The 16297-nt window shown below is 70.8% G+C and carries 14 protein-coding genes and 1 tRNA gene; 4 read left to right on the plus strand and 11 right to left on the minus strand.

The genetic code is table 11. The annotated features are described in order from the left end of the window. Positions 1-172 precede the first annotated feature (172 nt). Complete coding sequence (locus WMF45_RS22180; RefSeq protein ID WP_437538714.1) at positions 173-436, plus strand: GlsB/YeaQ/YmgE family stress response membrane protein; 264 nt, start codon at positions 173-175, stop codon at positions 434-436. Here the strand turns inward: WMF45_RS22180 and WMF45_RS22185 are convergent. The 5 genes from WMF45_RS22185 to WMF45_RS22205 form a co-directional block, all read right to left on the minus strand. Continuing rightward, on the minus strand, positions 397-1206 hold the full coding sequence (locus tag WMF45_RS22185; protein ID WP_437718847.1) for a hypothetical protein: 810 nt from the start codon (positions 1204-1206) through the stop codon (positions 397-399). The genes WMF45_RS22180 and WMF45_RS22185 overlap by 40 nt on opposite strands. A gap of 146 nt (positions 1207-1352) precedes the next feature. Beyond that, positions 1353-2741 (minus strand): serine/threonine-protein kinase, encoded by a 1389-nt coding sequence (locus tag WMF45_RS22190; RefSeq protein WP_437718848.1) that lies wholly within the window; start codon positions 2739-2741, stop codon positions 1353-1355. Positions 2742-3129: 388 nt separating this feature from the next. Continuing rightward, entirely contained in the window at positions 3130-4578 is a 1449-nt protein-coding gene (locus WMF45_RS22195) for a flippase (protein WP_437718849.1), read from the minus strand. 305 nt (positions 4579-4883) lie between these two features. Then, positions 4884-4956 (minus strand) — tRNA-Gly (locus WMF45_RS22200). A 181-nt stretch (positions 4957-5137) separates the two neighbouring features. Then, on the minus strand, positions 5138-5680 hold the full coding sequence (locus WMF45_RS22205) for a hypothetical protein (protein ID WP_437718850.1): 543 nt from the start codon (positions 5678-5680) through the stop codon (positions 5138-5140). 242 nt (positions 5681-5922) lie between these two features. On the opposite strand from WMF45_RS22205, the gene WMF45_RS22210 reads away from it, so the two are divergent. Then, on the plus strand, positions 5923-6243 hold the full coding sequence (locus WMF45_RS22210) for a hypothetical protein (RefSeq protein WP_437718851.1): 321 nt from the start codon (positions 5923-5925) through the stop codon (positions 6241-6243). Positions 6244-6484: 241 nt separating this feature from the next. Here WMF45_RS22210 and WMF45_RS22215 read toward each other — a convergent pair whose 3' ends face one another. The 6 genes from WMF45_RS22215 to WMF45_RS22240 all read right to left on the minus strand — a co-directional run bounded on the left by WMF45_RS22215 (position 6485) and on the right by WMF45_RS22240 (position 12762). After that, on the minus strand, positions 6485-7123 hold the full coding sequence (locus WMF45_RS22215) for a sterol desaturase family protein (protein WP_437718852.1): 639 nt from the start codon (positions 7121-7123) through the stop codon (positions 6485-6487). A 204-nt stretch (positions 7124-7327) separates the two neighbouring features. Next, a complete protein-coding gene (locus WMF45_RS22220; RefSeq protein WP_437718853.1) occupies positions 7328-8482 on the minus strand; it encodes an iron-containing alcohol dehydrogenase in 1155 nt (384 codons plus the stop codon). Further along, the gene (locus WMF45_RS22225) at positions 8479-9840 is read right to left on the minus strand and encodes a glutamine synthetase family protein (protein ID WP_437718854.1); all 1362 of its coding nucleotides are present in this window, start codon (positions 9838-9840) and stop codon (positions 8479-8481) included. The genes WMF45_RS22220 and WMF45_RS22225 overlap by 4 nt, the downstream gene beginning before the upstream one ends. Before the next feature lie 99 nt (positions 9841-9939). Continuing rightward, positions 9940-10554, minus strand: a complete 615-nt coding sequence (locus tag WMF45_RS22230) for a hypothetical protein (protein ID WP_437718855.1) — start codon at positions 10552-10554, stop codon at positions 9940-9942. Further along, positions 10547-12307, minus strand: coding sequence for a serine/threonine protein kinase (locus WMF45_RS22235; protein WP_437718856.1), 1761 nt, complete (start codon positions 12305-12307; stop codon positions 10547-10549). Before WMF45_RS22235 ends, WMF45_RS22230 begins: the two co-directional genes overlap by 8 nt. 200 nt (positions 12308-12507) lie before the next feature. Further along, the gene (locus WMF45_RS22240; protein ID WP_437718857.1) at positions 12508-12762 is read right to left on the minus strand and encodes a hypothetical protein; all 255 of its coding nucleotides are present in this window, start codon (positions 12760-12762) and stop codon (positions 12508-12510) included. 734 nt (positions 12763-13496) lie between these two features. On the opposite strand from WMF45_RS22240, the gene WMF45_RS22245 reads away from it, so the two are divergent. Beyond that, on the plus strand, positions 13497-15986 hold the full coding sequence (locus tag WMF45_RS22245) for a metallophosphatase (protein ID WP_437718858.1): 2490 nt from the start codon (positions 13497-13499) through the stop codon (positions 15984-15986). Beyond that, complete coding sequence (locus WMF45_RS22250) at positions 15889-16290, plus strand: tetratricopeptide repeat protein (protein WP_437718859.1); 402 nt, start codon at positions 15889-15891, stop codon at positions 16288-16290. Before WMF45_RS22245 ends, WMF45_RS22250 begins: the two co-directional genes overlap by 98 nt. The last annotated feature ends 7 nt before the right edge of the window (positions 16291-16297 follow it).

A 16297-nucleotide genomic window follows, 5' to 3' on the forward strand; every position in this document is an offset into this window, starting at 1 on the left:
GACGCAGTTCACGTTGGCCACCGGGTCTCCGCTTCATGGCGGTGCGAACGGAGCTCACCGCGCGCGGCACGTCGTCTGCAGACGCTGAGCCGGACGAAACGCTGGACGCTGGCCTCCACGTCGACGCGCGAGGACGGGCCTCGGCGTCACGCGGTGTCGAGAGGAGCGAACCATGTCCGTGCTGTTGTGGATCCTGTTTGGCCTCATCGTCGGCGTCATCGCCAAGCTGCTGACCCCTGGCCGCGACCCGGGTGGCTTCGTGGTCACAGCGCTGCTGGGCGTGGCCGGCTCCTTGCTCGGCGGCTTCGTCGGCCGGGCGCTGGGGCTCTATCCGTCGTATCAGTCGAGCGGCGGCTTCTTCACGTCGATCCTGGGCGCCATCGTCATCCTCGCCATCTACAACGCGACGATCGGCCGGCGAGCGACGAGGCCCTGATCGCCGCCGCCCCCGACGGGCTCGCCCCGCCGCGAGGCAGAGAGCTGCCCGAGCAGCGCGGCGGCAGGCACCACGCGGGCCGGCGCGGCACGCCGGTCGAGGCGGAAATCGAGCGCGACGTCCGGCGGTAGCGGCCGGATGGCGCCCGCGCCGAAGCATCGGTGATAGACGAGATCGCCCGGCCCCGCGCCCCGCCCGCCGAGCTGGTGGCTCCACCACCGCGAGTAGACGGTAGGGCGTTCGGGATCGATCGAGAGCAGATCCGAGCGCTCGAGCTGCACCTCGCCGTGATCACCGCGGTCCGCTGCGCCGTGCTCGGCGGTGAGCCGCCCCCCTTCGCCGACGCTGTAGACGATCCTGAACCCCTCGACATCGCCCTTGCCGTAGAGGGCGCGCTGGACTCCCGGAGCGAAGAGCAGCGCGTGCGTGTAGACGAGGTCCACCGCGAGCGCGGGCAGCACGGTCCAGGTCAGCCAGTTGTTGCCCCACGGCCGTTCCTCCGAGAAGAACGCGTAATACCCGACGGAGACCTCGCCGTGCTCTCCGACCCAGCTGCGGTAGTACAGGACGTCGCCGAGCTCGCCCGCGCTCGCGACCGTCGATCCGACACAGATCGGCTGCCGCTCGATGGCCGCGCCGAGCTCCGTCGGCTCCGCCGGCGCACCGGCGACCGGGCACGGCAGCGCGCTCCTGCTCGTCAAGCTCGCGAGGAGCGTGACAGCCAGCGCAGCGATCAGGAGGGAATGGCTCAGGAGATTCCGGACCGGCATCAGGGCGGACAAGGCTAGCGAGCCCGTCGCTATCCGCGCCAACACCAACGGCCGTACGCGTTCGACGCCTCACGACCGCGGCGCCGAATGGAGATCTCCCAGGTCTCGCGGCGCTCCGCGCCGCGGCGCCGGCCTTGGAGCGCTCGTCAGTCGCGGGGCGCGCCGCGGCTCGCCGGCGCAACGCCGCCGTCGAACGCGCCGATTGCCCTGCCCGCGAGCGCCCCTGCGGCGAAGGTCACCGCCGCGATCACGAGCCAGGGCAGGAGCCGAACGCGCCGCAGCGGGCGCGCGTCCCTCCAGTGCGGCGTGACGGCGCTCCTGGCCTCGCTGCGCTCGCTCTCTTCCTCCGGCGCAGATTCCGGCGCAGAGGGGTGTGCCTCTGTCCCGCGCAGCGTTGGCGTCACCTCGCCGCGATCGTCCCCTGAGCGGCCCGCGGCGATCCGCCGCGCGCCCATGCGCCCGCGAGACCCGGCGGATCTCCGGCAGCCCCGCACGAGCAGCGACCGGTGCCGATCGCGCCCGCTCGCGACCTCGCGCACGAGCGCGGCGATCTCCTGCCCCGCGAGCAGCCCGCGCTCGCTCGAGCTCGGCTCGTCGCCGCCGCTCGGCGCTCGGCGCAGCGAGGCGAGCACCTCGGCGAGCGCCTCTTCCATCTGCGCCGCGGTCTCGAAGCGGCCCTCGGGATCGCGCGCGAGCGCGCGCCGGATCGCCTCCTCGAGCAGCGCCGGGCACGCGGGGCGGAGCGGCGCGATCGCCGGCACCTCGCCGGAGAGCACCGCGCCCATCGTCGCGCCGTCGTCCTTGCGGTGGAACAGGCGACGCGCCGTCAGCAGCTCGAAGAGGATCACGCCGACCGCGAAGAGATCGGCCCGCGCGTCGACCCTCTGCCCGCGCAGCTGCTCGGGCGCCACATAGCCGAGCTTTCCCTTCACCGTGCCGCCGTCGCTCGACGGGGCCGCGTCGTCGGACGAGCGCGGGGAGCCGAAGGGGCCGGCCTCCTCCATGCCGCTCATCCCCGTCATCTGCGCGACGCCGAAGTCGATGAGCTTGATCTCCCCCTCGAGCGAGAGGAGCACGTTCTGCGGGCTCACGTCGCGGTGCACGAGGCCGACGAGCTTCCCGCCGTCGTCGCGGAGCCCGTGCGCGTGCCCGAGCGCCCGCAGCACGCCCAGGCCGATCTCGATGGCCGCCTCGAGCGGGAACGGCCGCCCCTCCGCGAAGAGAGAGCGCGCGGCGGCGGCCAGATCGCAGCCCGGGACGTACTCGATCACGAGGTGATGGCGTCCTTCGTGAACGACGAAGTCGTGGAACCGGATCACGTTGGGGTGCTGGAGCCGGGCGCTGATCCAGGCCTCCCAGAGGAACATCCGCACGATCGACGGATCTCGCCTCGCCTCGGGGCGAAGGCGCTTCACGACGACGGGGTGGGCGATACCTGCCGGCCCGCGCCGGCACGCGAGGAACAGCTCCGCCATGCCGCCTGCCGACAGGCGCGCGAGCAACGCATAGCCGCCGTCGCCCATGGGCAGGTCCATCTCTCGATATCTCCACGGCAGCCCTGCCGCGCCGCCCTCGCTTCGCGCCGGCATCCCGAACGCACGAAGCGAGGACGGCCGCCGCGCCATCCACTGCCGGAGTCGCCCCACCCCGGCCAGCCCCCGGACTTGCCCGCGCCGCCACATCGCGCCTTCGCTATTCACGCTGCATGCCACGGAAAGTGCCGCGGCAGCGTCACCTCCGAGCCATGGGCATCGCGCGGTTCTGCGTGGATCCCGCCGGATGAGAGCGCATGTCGGCAGCCGCAGAGACCCACGGCGAGCGCTGCTTCCGGCGGAAAATGCGGAAAACTCGATGGCCCCCTGTTCCACACAGCGGCGCAGAGGAGCGCGCGCAGCGTCGGGCCCGCCCGCGATGGAACGCAGGTCAGGCCACGGTGGCGGGTGAGGCGCGGACGCGGCGCGCGAGCAGCGCGCGCAGCTCGCGGAAGGAGACGACGCGCAACGCGAGGAGGAGGACGGCGTAGACGGCGACGCCCACCGCGATCGACGCCCACATGCCGGCGAGGACGCGCGCGACGTAGGCCGCGGTGACCATGACCGCCGTCGCGGCGAGGACCGCGAGGATGCGGCCGAGCTCCACGACGTGGGCCCAGCGCGCGGAGATTCCCCACGACGCGATCAGCGCGCCGGCGCTCACGGCCAGCGTCGCGCACGCGGCGCCCGTGGCGCGGTAGCGCGGCAGGAGGAGCAGGTTCAGCGCGACGTTGGCGACGAGCGCCAGCGCGAGCAGCTTCACCATCGCGACCTCGCGCTTCGCCGCGAGCAGCGGCAGCGTCACGACCTGGAACGCGAACGTCACGGGGACGCCGCACGCGAGGATCCGGAGGACGTCGGCCGCCGGGGCGTAGTCGCCCGCCCCTCCGTAGACGAGCTGGATGACGTCTGGCGCGAGCAGGACGATGCCGGCGGCGACGGGCAGCCCGAAGAGCGCGGCGACGAGCATGCAACCGCCGTAGAGGCGCCCAAACGCGTCGCGATCCTGGGCGTAGAGGCGCATGCCCGCCGCGAAGGCGGCGCCGAGCAGGACGTCGGGGAGCATCCTGAAGTTCTCGCTCAGCACCAAGGCGGCGCTGTAGACCCCGACGGCTTGCTCGTCGCAGAGGGCGCGGAGCATGACGCGGTCGATCTGGAGCAGCGCGCTCGAGAGCGCCCCGAGCGCGCCGATCGGCAGGCTGCGCTTCGCGATCTGCCAGAGCTCGGCGGGCGGCGTCGTGAGCTCGGGCCGGTAGAGGCGGGCGCGGAGATAGTGCGAGGTGATGGCGAGCTCCAGCACGTTGCCGAGCAGGAACGCCACGGCCGCTGCGACGACGCCGAAGCCGAGCGCGAGCAAGGCCGCAGAGAGCGCGATGACGAACAGCCGCGCGCCGAGCTCCGCGTACAGGATGTACTGGAACCGCTCGTGGGCCTCGAACGAGAGCCACATGGTCGAGTAGAGCAGCGTCGCCAGCTGGGAAGCCGCGGCGAGCACGATGAGCTGCGCGCCGAGCCCCGAGCGCGTCGCCAGCACGACGGCCACGGTCGCGCCGAGCACCACCGTCCCGGTGACGCCCCGGATGGCGAGCGCCGCGCCGAGGTGACGCGGCCCGAGCTCGGGCTTCACGGCGACCTCCCGGGCCAGGTATCCCCTTACCCCGACGCCGGCGGCGATCGTGACGATCCCCGCGATCGCGAGCGACGCCTGGAACTCCCCCCAGGCGGCGACCCCCACCTTCCGCGCGAGATAGCCGACGAACACGACGCCAAGGACGGCCATGATCGCCTGCTTCAGGAGCATCAACGCCGCGTTCAGCGCGATGCGCCGGCCATCCTTCATGAACACCTCCCGGTGTCCCCATGCTGTCGGGCACCGCTGTCCGCGCAGCGGGACCGGCCCCGATTCGAGCGTCGTGCGCCCCCAGAGCGCGTCCGTCTCACGCAGCGAGCGCTGCCCGGTGGCGGGAACGCAAGCGCTCACTCAGCGAACGCCGTCGCCTGAGCTCAGCACGAAGCGCCGTCCGAGATGCCGCTCGCTCACAGAGCGCCTTTTGGAAAGGCGCTCCAACGCGAGACGTCACTCAACCTCGACGCACCCGAGGTGCAGGAGGATCGCCAGCGCAAGAGGGGGTCGGCGATCCTCGGAGCGGGACACGGGATTCGAACCCGCGACCCTCAGCTTGGGAAGCTGATGCTCTACCAACTGAGCTAGTCCCGCGCGAGGTGGAGGAAGCTTCTACCGAATCCGGGGCCGCTTCGCAACCCCTTCATTTCGTTTTTGATCCCGACGCCTTCACGTCTCGACGTATTCGCCCGGTTCGACCGGAGCCCGGGGCTCGGCGCGCGCTCCAAGCCGCGCCGCTACCGGCCAGCCGCGCCGCTACCGGCCAGCCGCGCAGCTACCGGCGCGCGCGCGCACGGAGCGCGGGCGCGCCGAGCGTCTCGCCCGCCAGCGGCGAGCGCACGCGGATGGCGCTGTCGCAGTCGCTGGTCGCCGCCGCGATCGCGCTGGAGATCTCGATCGTGCCCGCGTCCGGCGGGATCCAGGGCAGCTGGTGCAGGATGGGCCTGTCCGGCGGCAGCCAGCGCAGGCTCCGCGTGACGAGCACGACCGGGTGGTTGTTGTCCATGAGCTCGCTCGCGAGGCGCGCGCCGCCGAGCGGGGCCGGCGGAAGATCCAGGCAGACGAGGCACGCGTCGAACCGTTCGGTCGCCGACGCGAGCAGGGCGTCGTCGATCGACGAAGCGTCCACGATCTCGACGTTCGTCAGCGCACCCTCGATCGCGCGGGCGAGCGCGTCGCAGGTCGCGGCGCGGGCGTCGTGCGCAAGCAGGATCCTGAAGCCGCGCACCGAGCGCGGCCCAGGCCGGCGGGCCTCGACGACCTGCAACCTGCCCGAGGGCGGCGTCTCGCGCTCACGAGGTGCACGTCGAACGGTCATGGACTCCCCTTCCTCAGCTACATCAGGGCAACCGTGCCCCAGACTAACACCCCTTGAGCTCAAACTGATCAACCTTTATATGAGGGCGCGCTTCTTTCCTCGTCGCCGGTTCTCGTTCGTCTCGGTTCTCGTTCGTCTCGTCTCGTTCGCGGTTCGCGGCTCGCAGCCGCAGCGCCCGCAAGCACGCCGCGATGCGGCATGCCAGCAAGGTCTACGGAAACATCTACGAAGGACGGTCACGCATGAGTCGGTTTCTCATCTCCACTCCTTGCGAGTGCCAGGCAAGCCTGTCAGCCACCCTGGACGAGCACCGGCACGTCACCGCCGGGTGGGCCAGCCGGAGTCCCCGCGGCCGGTCGGCCGCCGGTGAAGCCGACAAGGAACTCGCGCCGGCGCACAGCATCAACGCTCACCTCGACCGGTTCGACGTGGCGTGGCTGTGCCCTTACTGCGGGCGCAACACGCTCCGCACCTTCGATGCGGGTGCCATGAGGCGGCTGCCAGCGGCGAACGCCTCGCCTGTGGCAGGGCTCGTTCCTCCCGGCACCACCTCCTCGCCGTGAGGCCCCCGATGCGCCGCGACCTCCTCGGTCCGCGCGTCGAGCAGATCCATCCGCTGCGCGCCTGAGCCTGGGCAGGCGCCGTGTGATCGCGGCCACGCGGCGCTGCTGCGCATCATCTCCCACGCAGGCAAGAGCGTCCGGGCGCGACCGCTTCATGGCCCCTCAACCCGCCGCGCTCCGGGCCCATTCCCCCCTGTCGATGATCAGCGCCGGCGCGCTCCGGAGCGCGCCGCTGTCCCGCTCAGCTGCCTTTTCCCACCTGCGACGTGCCCATTGTGCCGAAGACCCAGTCCCAGAGCGGCGACGACACGCCCCACCGGGCATTTTCTCCCGCGTGGTGATGGACCATGTGATGGCGCTTGATCCACTTCCCCCAGCGCGAGCTCATCCGGAAGTGATGAATGGCATAGTGCGTACCGTCGTACGCCAGGTATCCGAGGCCGAAGCCGACGAACAGCGGGTCCGCCGGAACAGGGCCAAAGAGGACGCGAAACAGCGTGTAGAACACGATGCCGAGGGGGATGCTCGCGCCGAGCGGCATCACCAGCCGGTCGGCATCTTGCGGGAAATCATGGTGCACTCCGTGGAGTACGAAATGCATCCGGCGCTGCCACAGGCGCGGCCCGACGTAGTGAAACACATATCGGTGCAGGACATACTCGGCGAACGTCCATAGAAACAGGCCGACCAGCACGAGCCCGAGCCCGGTCAGGAGGCCGACACCATGCCGGGCGGCGCGCACGCCCAGATAGCCGTAGACCGGCAGCCAGAAGACGAACGGTGTGATCGGATGGATCCGCGAAAACCGCTCGATGAGCGGCGTCTCGAACATTTGGCATGTCGCTGGACGCGCGGTGCGCTCGGTGGAGGTGACGGTCATCGTGCACCCCTGGTACCGCATTTATCCATTGTCGGCCAGCGGTAGGCCGGCGCCCAGCGGCCCGCTGGACACCGGGAAATGACCATGATCCCGTCACGGCAGGCGCTCGCCGGCGCGATCCTTCCGCGGCGGCGACGCGTTCGCGTCGGCCCGGCGTCCGTCGCGAGCCGCGAGCCGCACCCGGCCCAGGGCAGGCGCGCGCGATCAGCTCGCGAAGGACGCCTCGTAGAGATGGCGGAGATCGTCACGCGAGCAGGGGCGCGGGTTGCTCGTGTGGCACGCGTCCTGGGCGGCGAGGTCGGCCAGCGCGTCGAGCTTGTCGCGGGGTACGCCTGCCTTCTCGAGGCCGGCCGCGAGCCCGATCCGGGCGCGCAGGGCGCGGATGGCGTCGGCGCACGCGGCGGCGTCCTCGGGAGCGCCGAGCAGGGCCGCGACGCGCGCGAGGCGCGGCGCGGCCGCGGCGACGTTGAACTCGACGACCGGCGGGAGGCAGAGGGCGTTGGCGAGGCCGTGGTGCAGGCCGCACTCGCTCGAGAGCGGGTGCGCGAGCGAGTGGCACGCGCCGAGCCCCTTCTGGAACGCGACCGCGCCCATCATCGCCGCCTTCATCATGCCGCCGCGCGCCTCGAGATCGTCGCCGTGCGTGACCGCCCGCGTGAGGTGCGCGGCGGCGAGGCGGATCCCCTCGAGCGCGATGCCGTCGGCCATCGGGTGATCGCCCTTCGAGACGTACGCCTCGATGCAGTGGGTGAGCGCGTCGAAGCCCGTCGCCGCCGTGAGGAAGGCCGGCATCGACCGCGTCATCACCGGATCGAGCAGCGCGGCGTTCGCGAGCAGGTGCGGCGAGAAGATCACCGTCTTCCGGTGGTTCACGTCGAGCGTCACGACGCCCGAGCGGCCGACCTCGCTGCCGGTCCCGGCGGTCGTGGGGATCGCGAGCATCGGCGGGACGTCGGGCGTGATGAAGCGATCGCCGCCCGTGGCGTCGTCGTAGTCGACGAGCGGCCGATCGTGGTTCACGCCGAGGCGCACGAGCTTGCCGACGTCGAGCGGCGAGCCGCCCCCGAGGGCGACGACGAGATCGGCGCGGGCCGCGCGGAACGCGGCGACGCCGTCGTGCACGTTCTTCTCGATGGGGTTGCCGAGCACGTCGTCGAAGACGGCCACCTCGAGGCCCTCCTTCCGCAGCGACGCGGCGACGGGCTCGAGCAGCCCCGAGCGGACGACGCCCTTGTCCGTGACGACGAGCGCCCGCGCCGCGCCGAGCCGGCGCGCCTCGGCGCCTGTCTGCTCGATGACGCCGGCGCCGAAAAGGATGCGTGTGGGAAAGCTCCAAACCGTGAACTGGCTCATGATCACACCGCCTCGAAGTAACGCTTCAGCTCCCAATCCGTGACCGCGCGCTCGTACTGCCGCACCTCCCAATCGCGCGTCAGGACATAGTGTTCGACGAATCTCTCGCCGAGGATCTCGCGGGCCATCTTGCTCCCCGCGAGCATCCGGGTCGCGTCGGCGAGCGTACGGGGCAGCGACAGGCGCGAGGACTCGGCGGACGACGCATCCCCGGCGGCCTGCGCCGGCGGCTCGACGCCGTTCTCGATGCCGTGGAGCCCCGCGCCGAGGCACGCGGCCATGGCGGTGTACGGGTTGATGTCCGCCGCCGTCTGCCGGTACTCGACGCGCGCGCCGGGCGTGCCGAGGCCGATGAGGCGGATCGCGGCCGTGCGGTTCTCGACGCCCCAGCTGGCGGTGAGCGGGGCCCAGACGCCGGGCACGTACCGCTTGTAGGCGTTGATCGTCGGCGAGTAGATCGCCGTGAGCTCCGGCATCAGGGCGATCTGGCCGCCGACGTAGTGGCGCAACGCCGCCGGGATCCGATCGGGCGACGACCCGTCCTCGAAGACGTTCCGGCCGTCCTTCCAGAGGCTCTGGTGCAGGTGGCCGCTCGATCCGGGGAGATCGGCGTTCCACTTCGCCATGAACGTGACCGAGAGGCCGTGCTCGTGGGCGATCTGCTTCATGGCGACCTTGAAGAGCGCGGCCTTGTCGGCGGCGCGTAGCACGTCGTCGTAGCGGATCGCCGCCTCGTACACGCCCGGGCCAGTCTCGGTGTGCAGGCCCTCGATCTCGACGTCGAAGGCCTGCATCTGATCGAGGATGGCGGCCATGAGCTTCTTGTTTTGCCCCTCGCGGACCCACGAGTAGCCGAACATGCCGGGGCTGAGCGGCGTCAGGCCGGCGAACCGCTTCTCGTGCAGCGAGCGCGGCGTCTCCTCGAAGAGGAAGAACTCGAACTCGCACGAGAACTTCGCCGAGTACCCCATCCGCTCGCCTTTCGCGATGACGCTCCGGAGGAGCGAGCGCGGGCACGCGGGGTGCGGGCCGCCCCGCTCGTCGCGGAAGTCGGCGAGCATCGCGACGGTCCCCGGCTCCCACGGGATGTCGCGCAGCGTGCTCGGATCCAGGACGGCGTGCGCGTCCGGGTAGCCGGTGTGCCAGCCGGTCACCTTGGCATTGTCGTAGAGGACGTCGGCGATGTCCCAGCCGAAGATCACGTCGCAGAAGCCGAAGCCGCTCTTGAGCGCGCTCTTCAGCTTCTCGATGGAGACGTACTTCCCGCGGAGGATGCCGTCGATGTCAAAGCCGCCGATCTTGGCGCGGGTGATGCCCCGCGCTTCCAGATCGGAGAGGAGCTTCTCGGAGGTCGAGGCGGTCATGGGCCGCGACGATAGCAGGGGAACGGGGCGACATGGCAAGCGCCCGCGTGAGCCCTCGGATGACGCCCCGCCGCCTGGATGCGCGCGTCCGGCGCGCGCTCACTTCACCCGGACGACCTGGATCGGATAGCGCTCCGCGAGCGGCACGAGCACGCGCTCGACGAGCTCGCGGACGCGCGCGTAGCGCTGGTGGTTCGTCGCGGCCGGATTGCGCTTCGAGTCGACGACGCCGATGCGGATGTCCAGCGTGCGCGCGTCCTCGACGCCCCCCGTCACAAACGCGTCCGGGTGCACCTTGTCGAGCTCGACGTTGAGCTCCGTCGCTTCCGGTGCCGCGCCGACGAAGGTGACCTCCAGCGCCTCGCCCAGGCCGTTCAGCACGGCGTTCAGGTTCTCCACCGGGAACGGCTGGCGCGCGAGCCACGCGACGACGGCGCGACGCGCGCCGCGCAGCGCCACGCTGACGACGAGCGCGACCGAGATCGGCGCGAATACGAGGACCCCGAGCGCGCGCGCGACCTCGGGGCCCGCATCGCGGCCGAGCGCCCCGAGGAAGACGAGCAGGAACACGCCGGAGGCGAGCGCCACGAGCGGCGGATCGGTGAGCACGCCCCACCGCGAGGTCGACGCGTTCATCAGCCGCGTGAAGCGGGCCGACACGCTCTGATCGGCGCGCTCGCCCGCGGCGGCGCTCCCGTGCGTCAGATCAGGCATCTCCAGCATCTCCGAGCATGCGCCAGAAGAACAGCCCGACGCCGAACAGGAGCAGCACGCCGGCGACCCAGAACGAGCGCACCGGGCCGAAGCTCAGCGCCTCGCCCGATTGCTTCATGATGAGGTCGGCCACCGTGACCACGCACGCGAACACGATGCAGGCCACGGGCAGCCCGAGCTGCTGGAGGAGCGTCGGCCCGCCGAGCGGCTTCGGGTCCGGCGGGCGCGGCCGCACGTCCGCCGGCGGACGCCCCGTCGGCCGGTACCTGCTCGACGGCATGTCCGACAGCGCGCGCACCGCGGCCGGCGCGACCGACGTCGTGCGCGGCGCGACGCTGAGCGCCATCTCCAGCGGCGGCGTGCTCTCGATCATCCCGCCCCCGCGCGCGAGCATGCTCGGCGGGGCGCTCTCCATGCCGCCGCCGCGCGGGAGCGCCCCCACGGGCGTCGCCTCCGCGAAGCCGGCGCGGCCTCGCGCGCTCGTCGGCATGCTCTCCGGGACGATCGCGCCCATGCCTCTGCTCCGCGCGCTCTGCGGCGCCTCGGGGAGGTCCATCTCGAGCCCGGCCGATTCCGAGGGCGGCGGTGGGCGCACGCTGCTCGCGGGACCTTCGCGGCGCCCTCCCCTCGGCGCGCGCATCGAGGCCGGGGCCACGTCGAGATCGAGCTCGAGCGACCCGGCGTCGCTGGGCGTGTCGAGCCACACGTGCGCGGCGCGCTTGACCTGCGGGGCCGCGCGCATCGACGACGACGGAGGCGGCGGAACGGAGTACGCGTCGTCCTGCGCGGAGGTCCGCCCGAAGGTCGCCGGGAGCCCCATCGCCGCCTCCAGCTCCGTCCAGAAGGCCTCGATGTCGCGCGTGCGGTCGCGCGGGCTCACGGCGAGCGCGCGCTCGAACACCGCGTCGACCTCCGGCGGGATGTTGGCGCCCTCGGCCCGGGGCGTGGGCCGGCGCTTCACGTCGAGCGCCGTCCCCATCATCGCCTGCGCCTCGCCGTCGATCACCTGCCGCCCTACGAGCGCCTCGACCATGGTGAGCGCGAGACCCCAGACGTCGGTCCAAGTTCCCGCCTGCCCGAACCGCTTCGGCGCCCACTGCTCCGGGGCGCCGTACGCCGGGGAGAACGCGTTCAGCGGATCGCCGTTCGTCACCCGTCCGACCGCCTGCTCGGCCAGCGTCTTCGCCTGCGCGATGCCGTAGTCGAGGATCTTGAGGCGCTCCGTCCCCTCCTGCGTCGTGATGAAGATGTTCTCGGGCTTGAGATCGCGGTGGATGATCGACACCGTTCCGTTCGGGCTCGGGAAGCGATGCGCGCGCGCGATCGCCTGCGCGATGGGGCGCATCATCTTCATCAGCCTGTGGAGCGGGATCGGCGGCTCTCCCTTGAGCCTCCGTCGATCGATGACCTTGTCGAGCGACTCACCCTCCAGCCACTCGAGGGCCAGGAAGGGGACGAACTCCCCTCGCTTCAGGTGCAGCACGTCGACGTGGAGCGGGCGGACGACCTCCGGGATCGAGGCCGAGAGCCGGAAGAGCAGCTGGGCCTCCTCGCGGAACTTCTCGAGGAAGAGCTGCCGCTCGCGCGGGGTCTTCGCCTCGGACACCTTCAGGCATTTCAAGGCGACAGGCGCGCGAAAGCCGGCGTGGAGCGCGCGGTACACCACGCCGAATCCTCCCTCCGCGACCACCTGCTCGACGTGGAAATTACCCGCCTGCGTGGTCCCGACGATGCCGAAGACGTCGTCCGCCATGCTCCCTGAGCCATAGCGCACGGGGCCGCTGGACCGAAGGGTGAAACCTAATTTTCCTGTTCGATCGTCCCAGGTCTGCCGGGCCATCCGCCATCGGGGGGCGCCGGGGTGACCAGATGGGCGTAGAGGACGGAGAAGGGAGCGAGGTCGACCGTTCAACGTGACCGCACGTGGCCGCGAGGCGGCCGCGCGGCGCCGGTTCAGCTCCGGAGGTGCGAGGAGGCGTCGCGGTGGGCCCGGTCCTCCTCCTGGAGGATCGAGAACACAAGCCCGGCGCCGATGATCGGCAGGAGCCAGACGAGCTGCGCCTGCCAGACCTTCTGCTTGGGCTCGTAGACGCGGCTCCGGAAGACGCGCACGGTGACGTAGACCTGGAAAGCAAGGACCGCCGCGAGCGCGGCGCCGACGAGGATATCGAAGAGCGTCATGGGTGGGCCGCGGACCAGCCTAGCCATGAAGGGTCCCCCCGCAAGGCAGCGGGGCCTGCCGTCGCGATTTCGTCCCCGGCGGGCACGGACCCGACGCACTGGCGGGCGGGCAACCCGATCGAGACCGTCCGCGGCTGCGTCACGGCGGGCGCAGCCTGGCGGTGATGAGCCGGTCGGGCTCGACGCTCGCCACGAAGACGCGCGCCACGAAGTGGAACGAGCGCTCCATCGACGTCGATCGCCCCCCGGAGGCACCTCGCCACATTCCAGCTCGCACCGATCGCCTCACGGCGGCACTTCGAAGTAAGACATCTTACTTCGATCACCTCCCGGAGGCCCCTCCCCACATTCCAGCTCACGCCTATCGCCTCACGGCGGCACTTCGAAGTAAGACACCTTACCTCGATCGCCTCCCGGAGGCCCCTCCCCACGCTCCAACTCGCTTCGGTCGCCTCCTGGCGGCACCTCGAAGTAAGACATCTTACTTCGATCACCTTCCGGCGGCGCTTGGCCGCATTCCAACTCGCGCCGATCGCCTCCGGTGGCACTGCCTCCCCCGCGACCCGCCGCCTGCTCCTTCCGAGCGTATCCAGACAAGGGGGTCGATACGCCGGACCTGATACCCTCGTCGGAGCGAGCATGGCCCACGAACGCGAGCACAGGTTGCCCAGGCTGCGTGGGAGCAGCTGCGCGCCGAGCTGCCCGACGTACCTGCGATCGAGAGGTCACGCTGGCTAGGGGGCGGCAAGACACCCCGCGGGTTGCGGGACGAGCAGCGCGAGCAGGTCCTCGAGCGAGGGGCCGCGTTCCGTGCGTGGTTGTCGTCCATCGGGCATGACGCCCTCTTGCCCGATCGCTCGCCGCACGGGCGGCTCGGCTACCGCGTACGGGTGCCTGGCTGGCCTTTCGACGTGCACGGCCTCGATTCGGCGTGGCTCTGCGGCGACAACGCGGATAGCGGCAACCTCCTGCTCACCGAGGATCAGGTGGCGCGCCTCGTCATGGACGCGGACGGCAAGACCCTGCCGGGTTTTCGCCTCGCGCTCATGCACCATCCGCTCACGGATCTCGGAGACGCCGACAGTTGCCGCGACCTGCTTACCGAGCACGTGGATCTGGTCCTGCGCGGGCACCTGCATCGTGAGGAGCTCGCCGCATGGGTGGGCCCCGGGCAGATCCTGCGGCAGGTCGCGGCGGGGTGCCTCTACGAGGGGAGCCTCGCGAACACCTGGCGGAACGCCTGCCACCTCTTCGACGTGACGCTGGACGGAGCGGGACGACCGAAGCGCTACGACGTACGGCTGCGCGGGTTCTCCGATCGCCAGAGGGGCTTCTGGTTCGATGATGGAGGCTTGTACTCAGAGGCGCCGCACGGCCGTCTCACGTGGGTGCTGCGCTCTCCGTCCGAGCCTCCCCCCCCACCATCTGCGCGTGGCCGCATCTTCGTCGGGCGGCGAGAGGAGCTGCGACGCATCGCCGAGGCGCTCCTACCCAGCGCGGGTGAGCGCAAGCCCGCAGCGATCTGCGCCGTGCAGGGGATGCCGGGCGTGGGCAAGTCGTACCTCGCGGAGCAGTTTCGGCTCGACAGGGCCGCCGACTTCCCGGGTGGGACGGTGCTCGTCGCGCTCCAGCCGGAAGAGAGCCGTGCGGCGGATTCGCTCTCGACCGCGTTGCTCGGGCAGATCGCGGATCGGTTGTCCCTGCGCGCGCCACCGGAGGAGATGGCTACGCTGTTGCGCGATCGGCTGCGTGCGCCGCTGACGCTCCTGCACTTGGAGAACGTGGACAGCGAGGCGGCGGCCGGTGCGGTTGTACAGCTCACGAGGTGGTTGCGGGGCTGTCCTATGATCGTGACGGGCCGTTACAAGGGGCTCGGAAACCATGCAGGCTGGGCGCGCGTCCCGGTCACGGAGTTCGACGAGCCGACGGCGCTGGCACAGATCGAGGCTGAGCTTCCGCCCGAGCGCGTGCGAGGCAAGAGGGACGAGCTCGGGCACCTCGTGCGGGAGCTTGGACGCTTGCCGCTGGCGCTTCACCTCGCCGCCGGGTACCTGCGCGCGGGCGGATATGATGCGGCGACGTTCCTCGACGAGCTGCGCCGCAGCGGGTTCGATCTCGACCCAAACCATCCGGACGATAGGCTGCTCCAAGAGGATCCACGGCGGGCGAACCTGCACCGGACGTTCTCTCTCTCACTGGCGTTGCTCGGCAGGCAGCTCGGGGCCGACGCCGACACGCTCGTCCCGGGGCTGCGCGCGCTTGGGCATGCGCCACTCGGCGGGTCCGGGCGAAGCCTCGGCGAGGCGATCGCCGGGCTCTCCGCCGTGGAGTTCAGCCGGTTGATGAACACCGCGGGGAAGCTCTCCTTAATAATGCTGGCGGAGCAGCGAGAGGACGATGCCTGGCGGATCCACCCGCTGCTCGCGGAGTGGCTGCGACGGGGCACGGATGAGACAGCAGCGCTGGCTCGAATGACGGAATGGTTCGTGACACGGTTGGGAGCGAAGGCGGAACAGCCGTGGAAGGAGGTGACACGCGAAGCGGGGACGCTTTCGGCATGGCTCGGACGGGTGAGCGAGGAGGAGGTCGCGCTGGTGGAACGGGCAGGGTCGCAGTATGCAATGCTGAATGGCCCGTTCCACGTGTGGATGGAGTTCTGCATGCGGGGGCTCAAGGAGAGGAGCGACCCGAAGGAGCGGTCCGGCCTGCTCTGGACGCTGGCAAACGTCGCTCGAAACGTGGGCGCCATGAGCAGCGCTTTAGAGGCTGCAGAGCAAAAATTGGCGCTGGACCGAGCCAGGGGGGACGAGCGGGAAGCCGCGCTCGCCGCGGGCTGTCGCGCCGACATCTTCGAGGCGCGAGGCCAGCTCGACGAGGCGCTGCGCATACGTCAGGAAGAACAGCTTCCCGTCTTCGAGCGGCTAGGTGACGTGCGCGAGCGCGCCGTGACCATGGGCCAGATCGCCAATATTGTCCAGGCGCGAGGCCAGCTCGACGAGGCGCTCCGCATACGTCAGGAAGAACAGCTTGCCGTGTTCGAGCGGCTCGGCGACGTGCGCTCGCACGCCGTGACCATGGGCCAGATCGCCAATATTGTCCAGGCGCGAGGCCAGCTCAACGCGGCTTGGCAACGTGCGCGAGCGCGCCGTGACCATGGGCCAGATTGCCGACATCTTCGAGGCGCAAGGCCAGCTCGACGAGGCGCTGCTCATACGACAAGAACAGCTGCCCGCCTTCGAGCGGCTCGGTGACGAGCGCGAGCGCGCTGTGACGATGGGCAGGATCGCCGACATCTTTCAGGCGCGCGGCCAGCTCGACGAGGCTCTGCGCATACGACAAGAACAGCTGCCCGTCTTCGAGCGGCTCGGCGACACTCGGGACATTCTCATCGCGCGCGTCAACGCTGCGCTCAACCGCCTCTCTCGCAACGCCGCGGGCGATCGAGGCGATGCCGCCGATCTCCTGAAGCTCGCCTACTCCACCGCGGTCGAACTACGCATTCCGGAGGCCGACCTGATCCGCCGGATCCAGCAAGATTTCGCTCTTCCACGCTGAGCTCGCT

Source organism: Sorangium sp. So ce448 (genome assembly GCF_051520915.1).
GTDB lineage: Bacteria > Myxococcota_A > Polyangia > Polyangiales > Polyangiaceae > Sorangium > Sorangium cellulosum_B.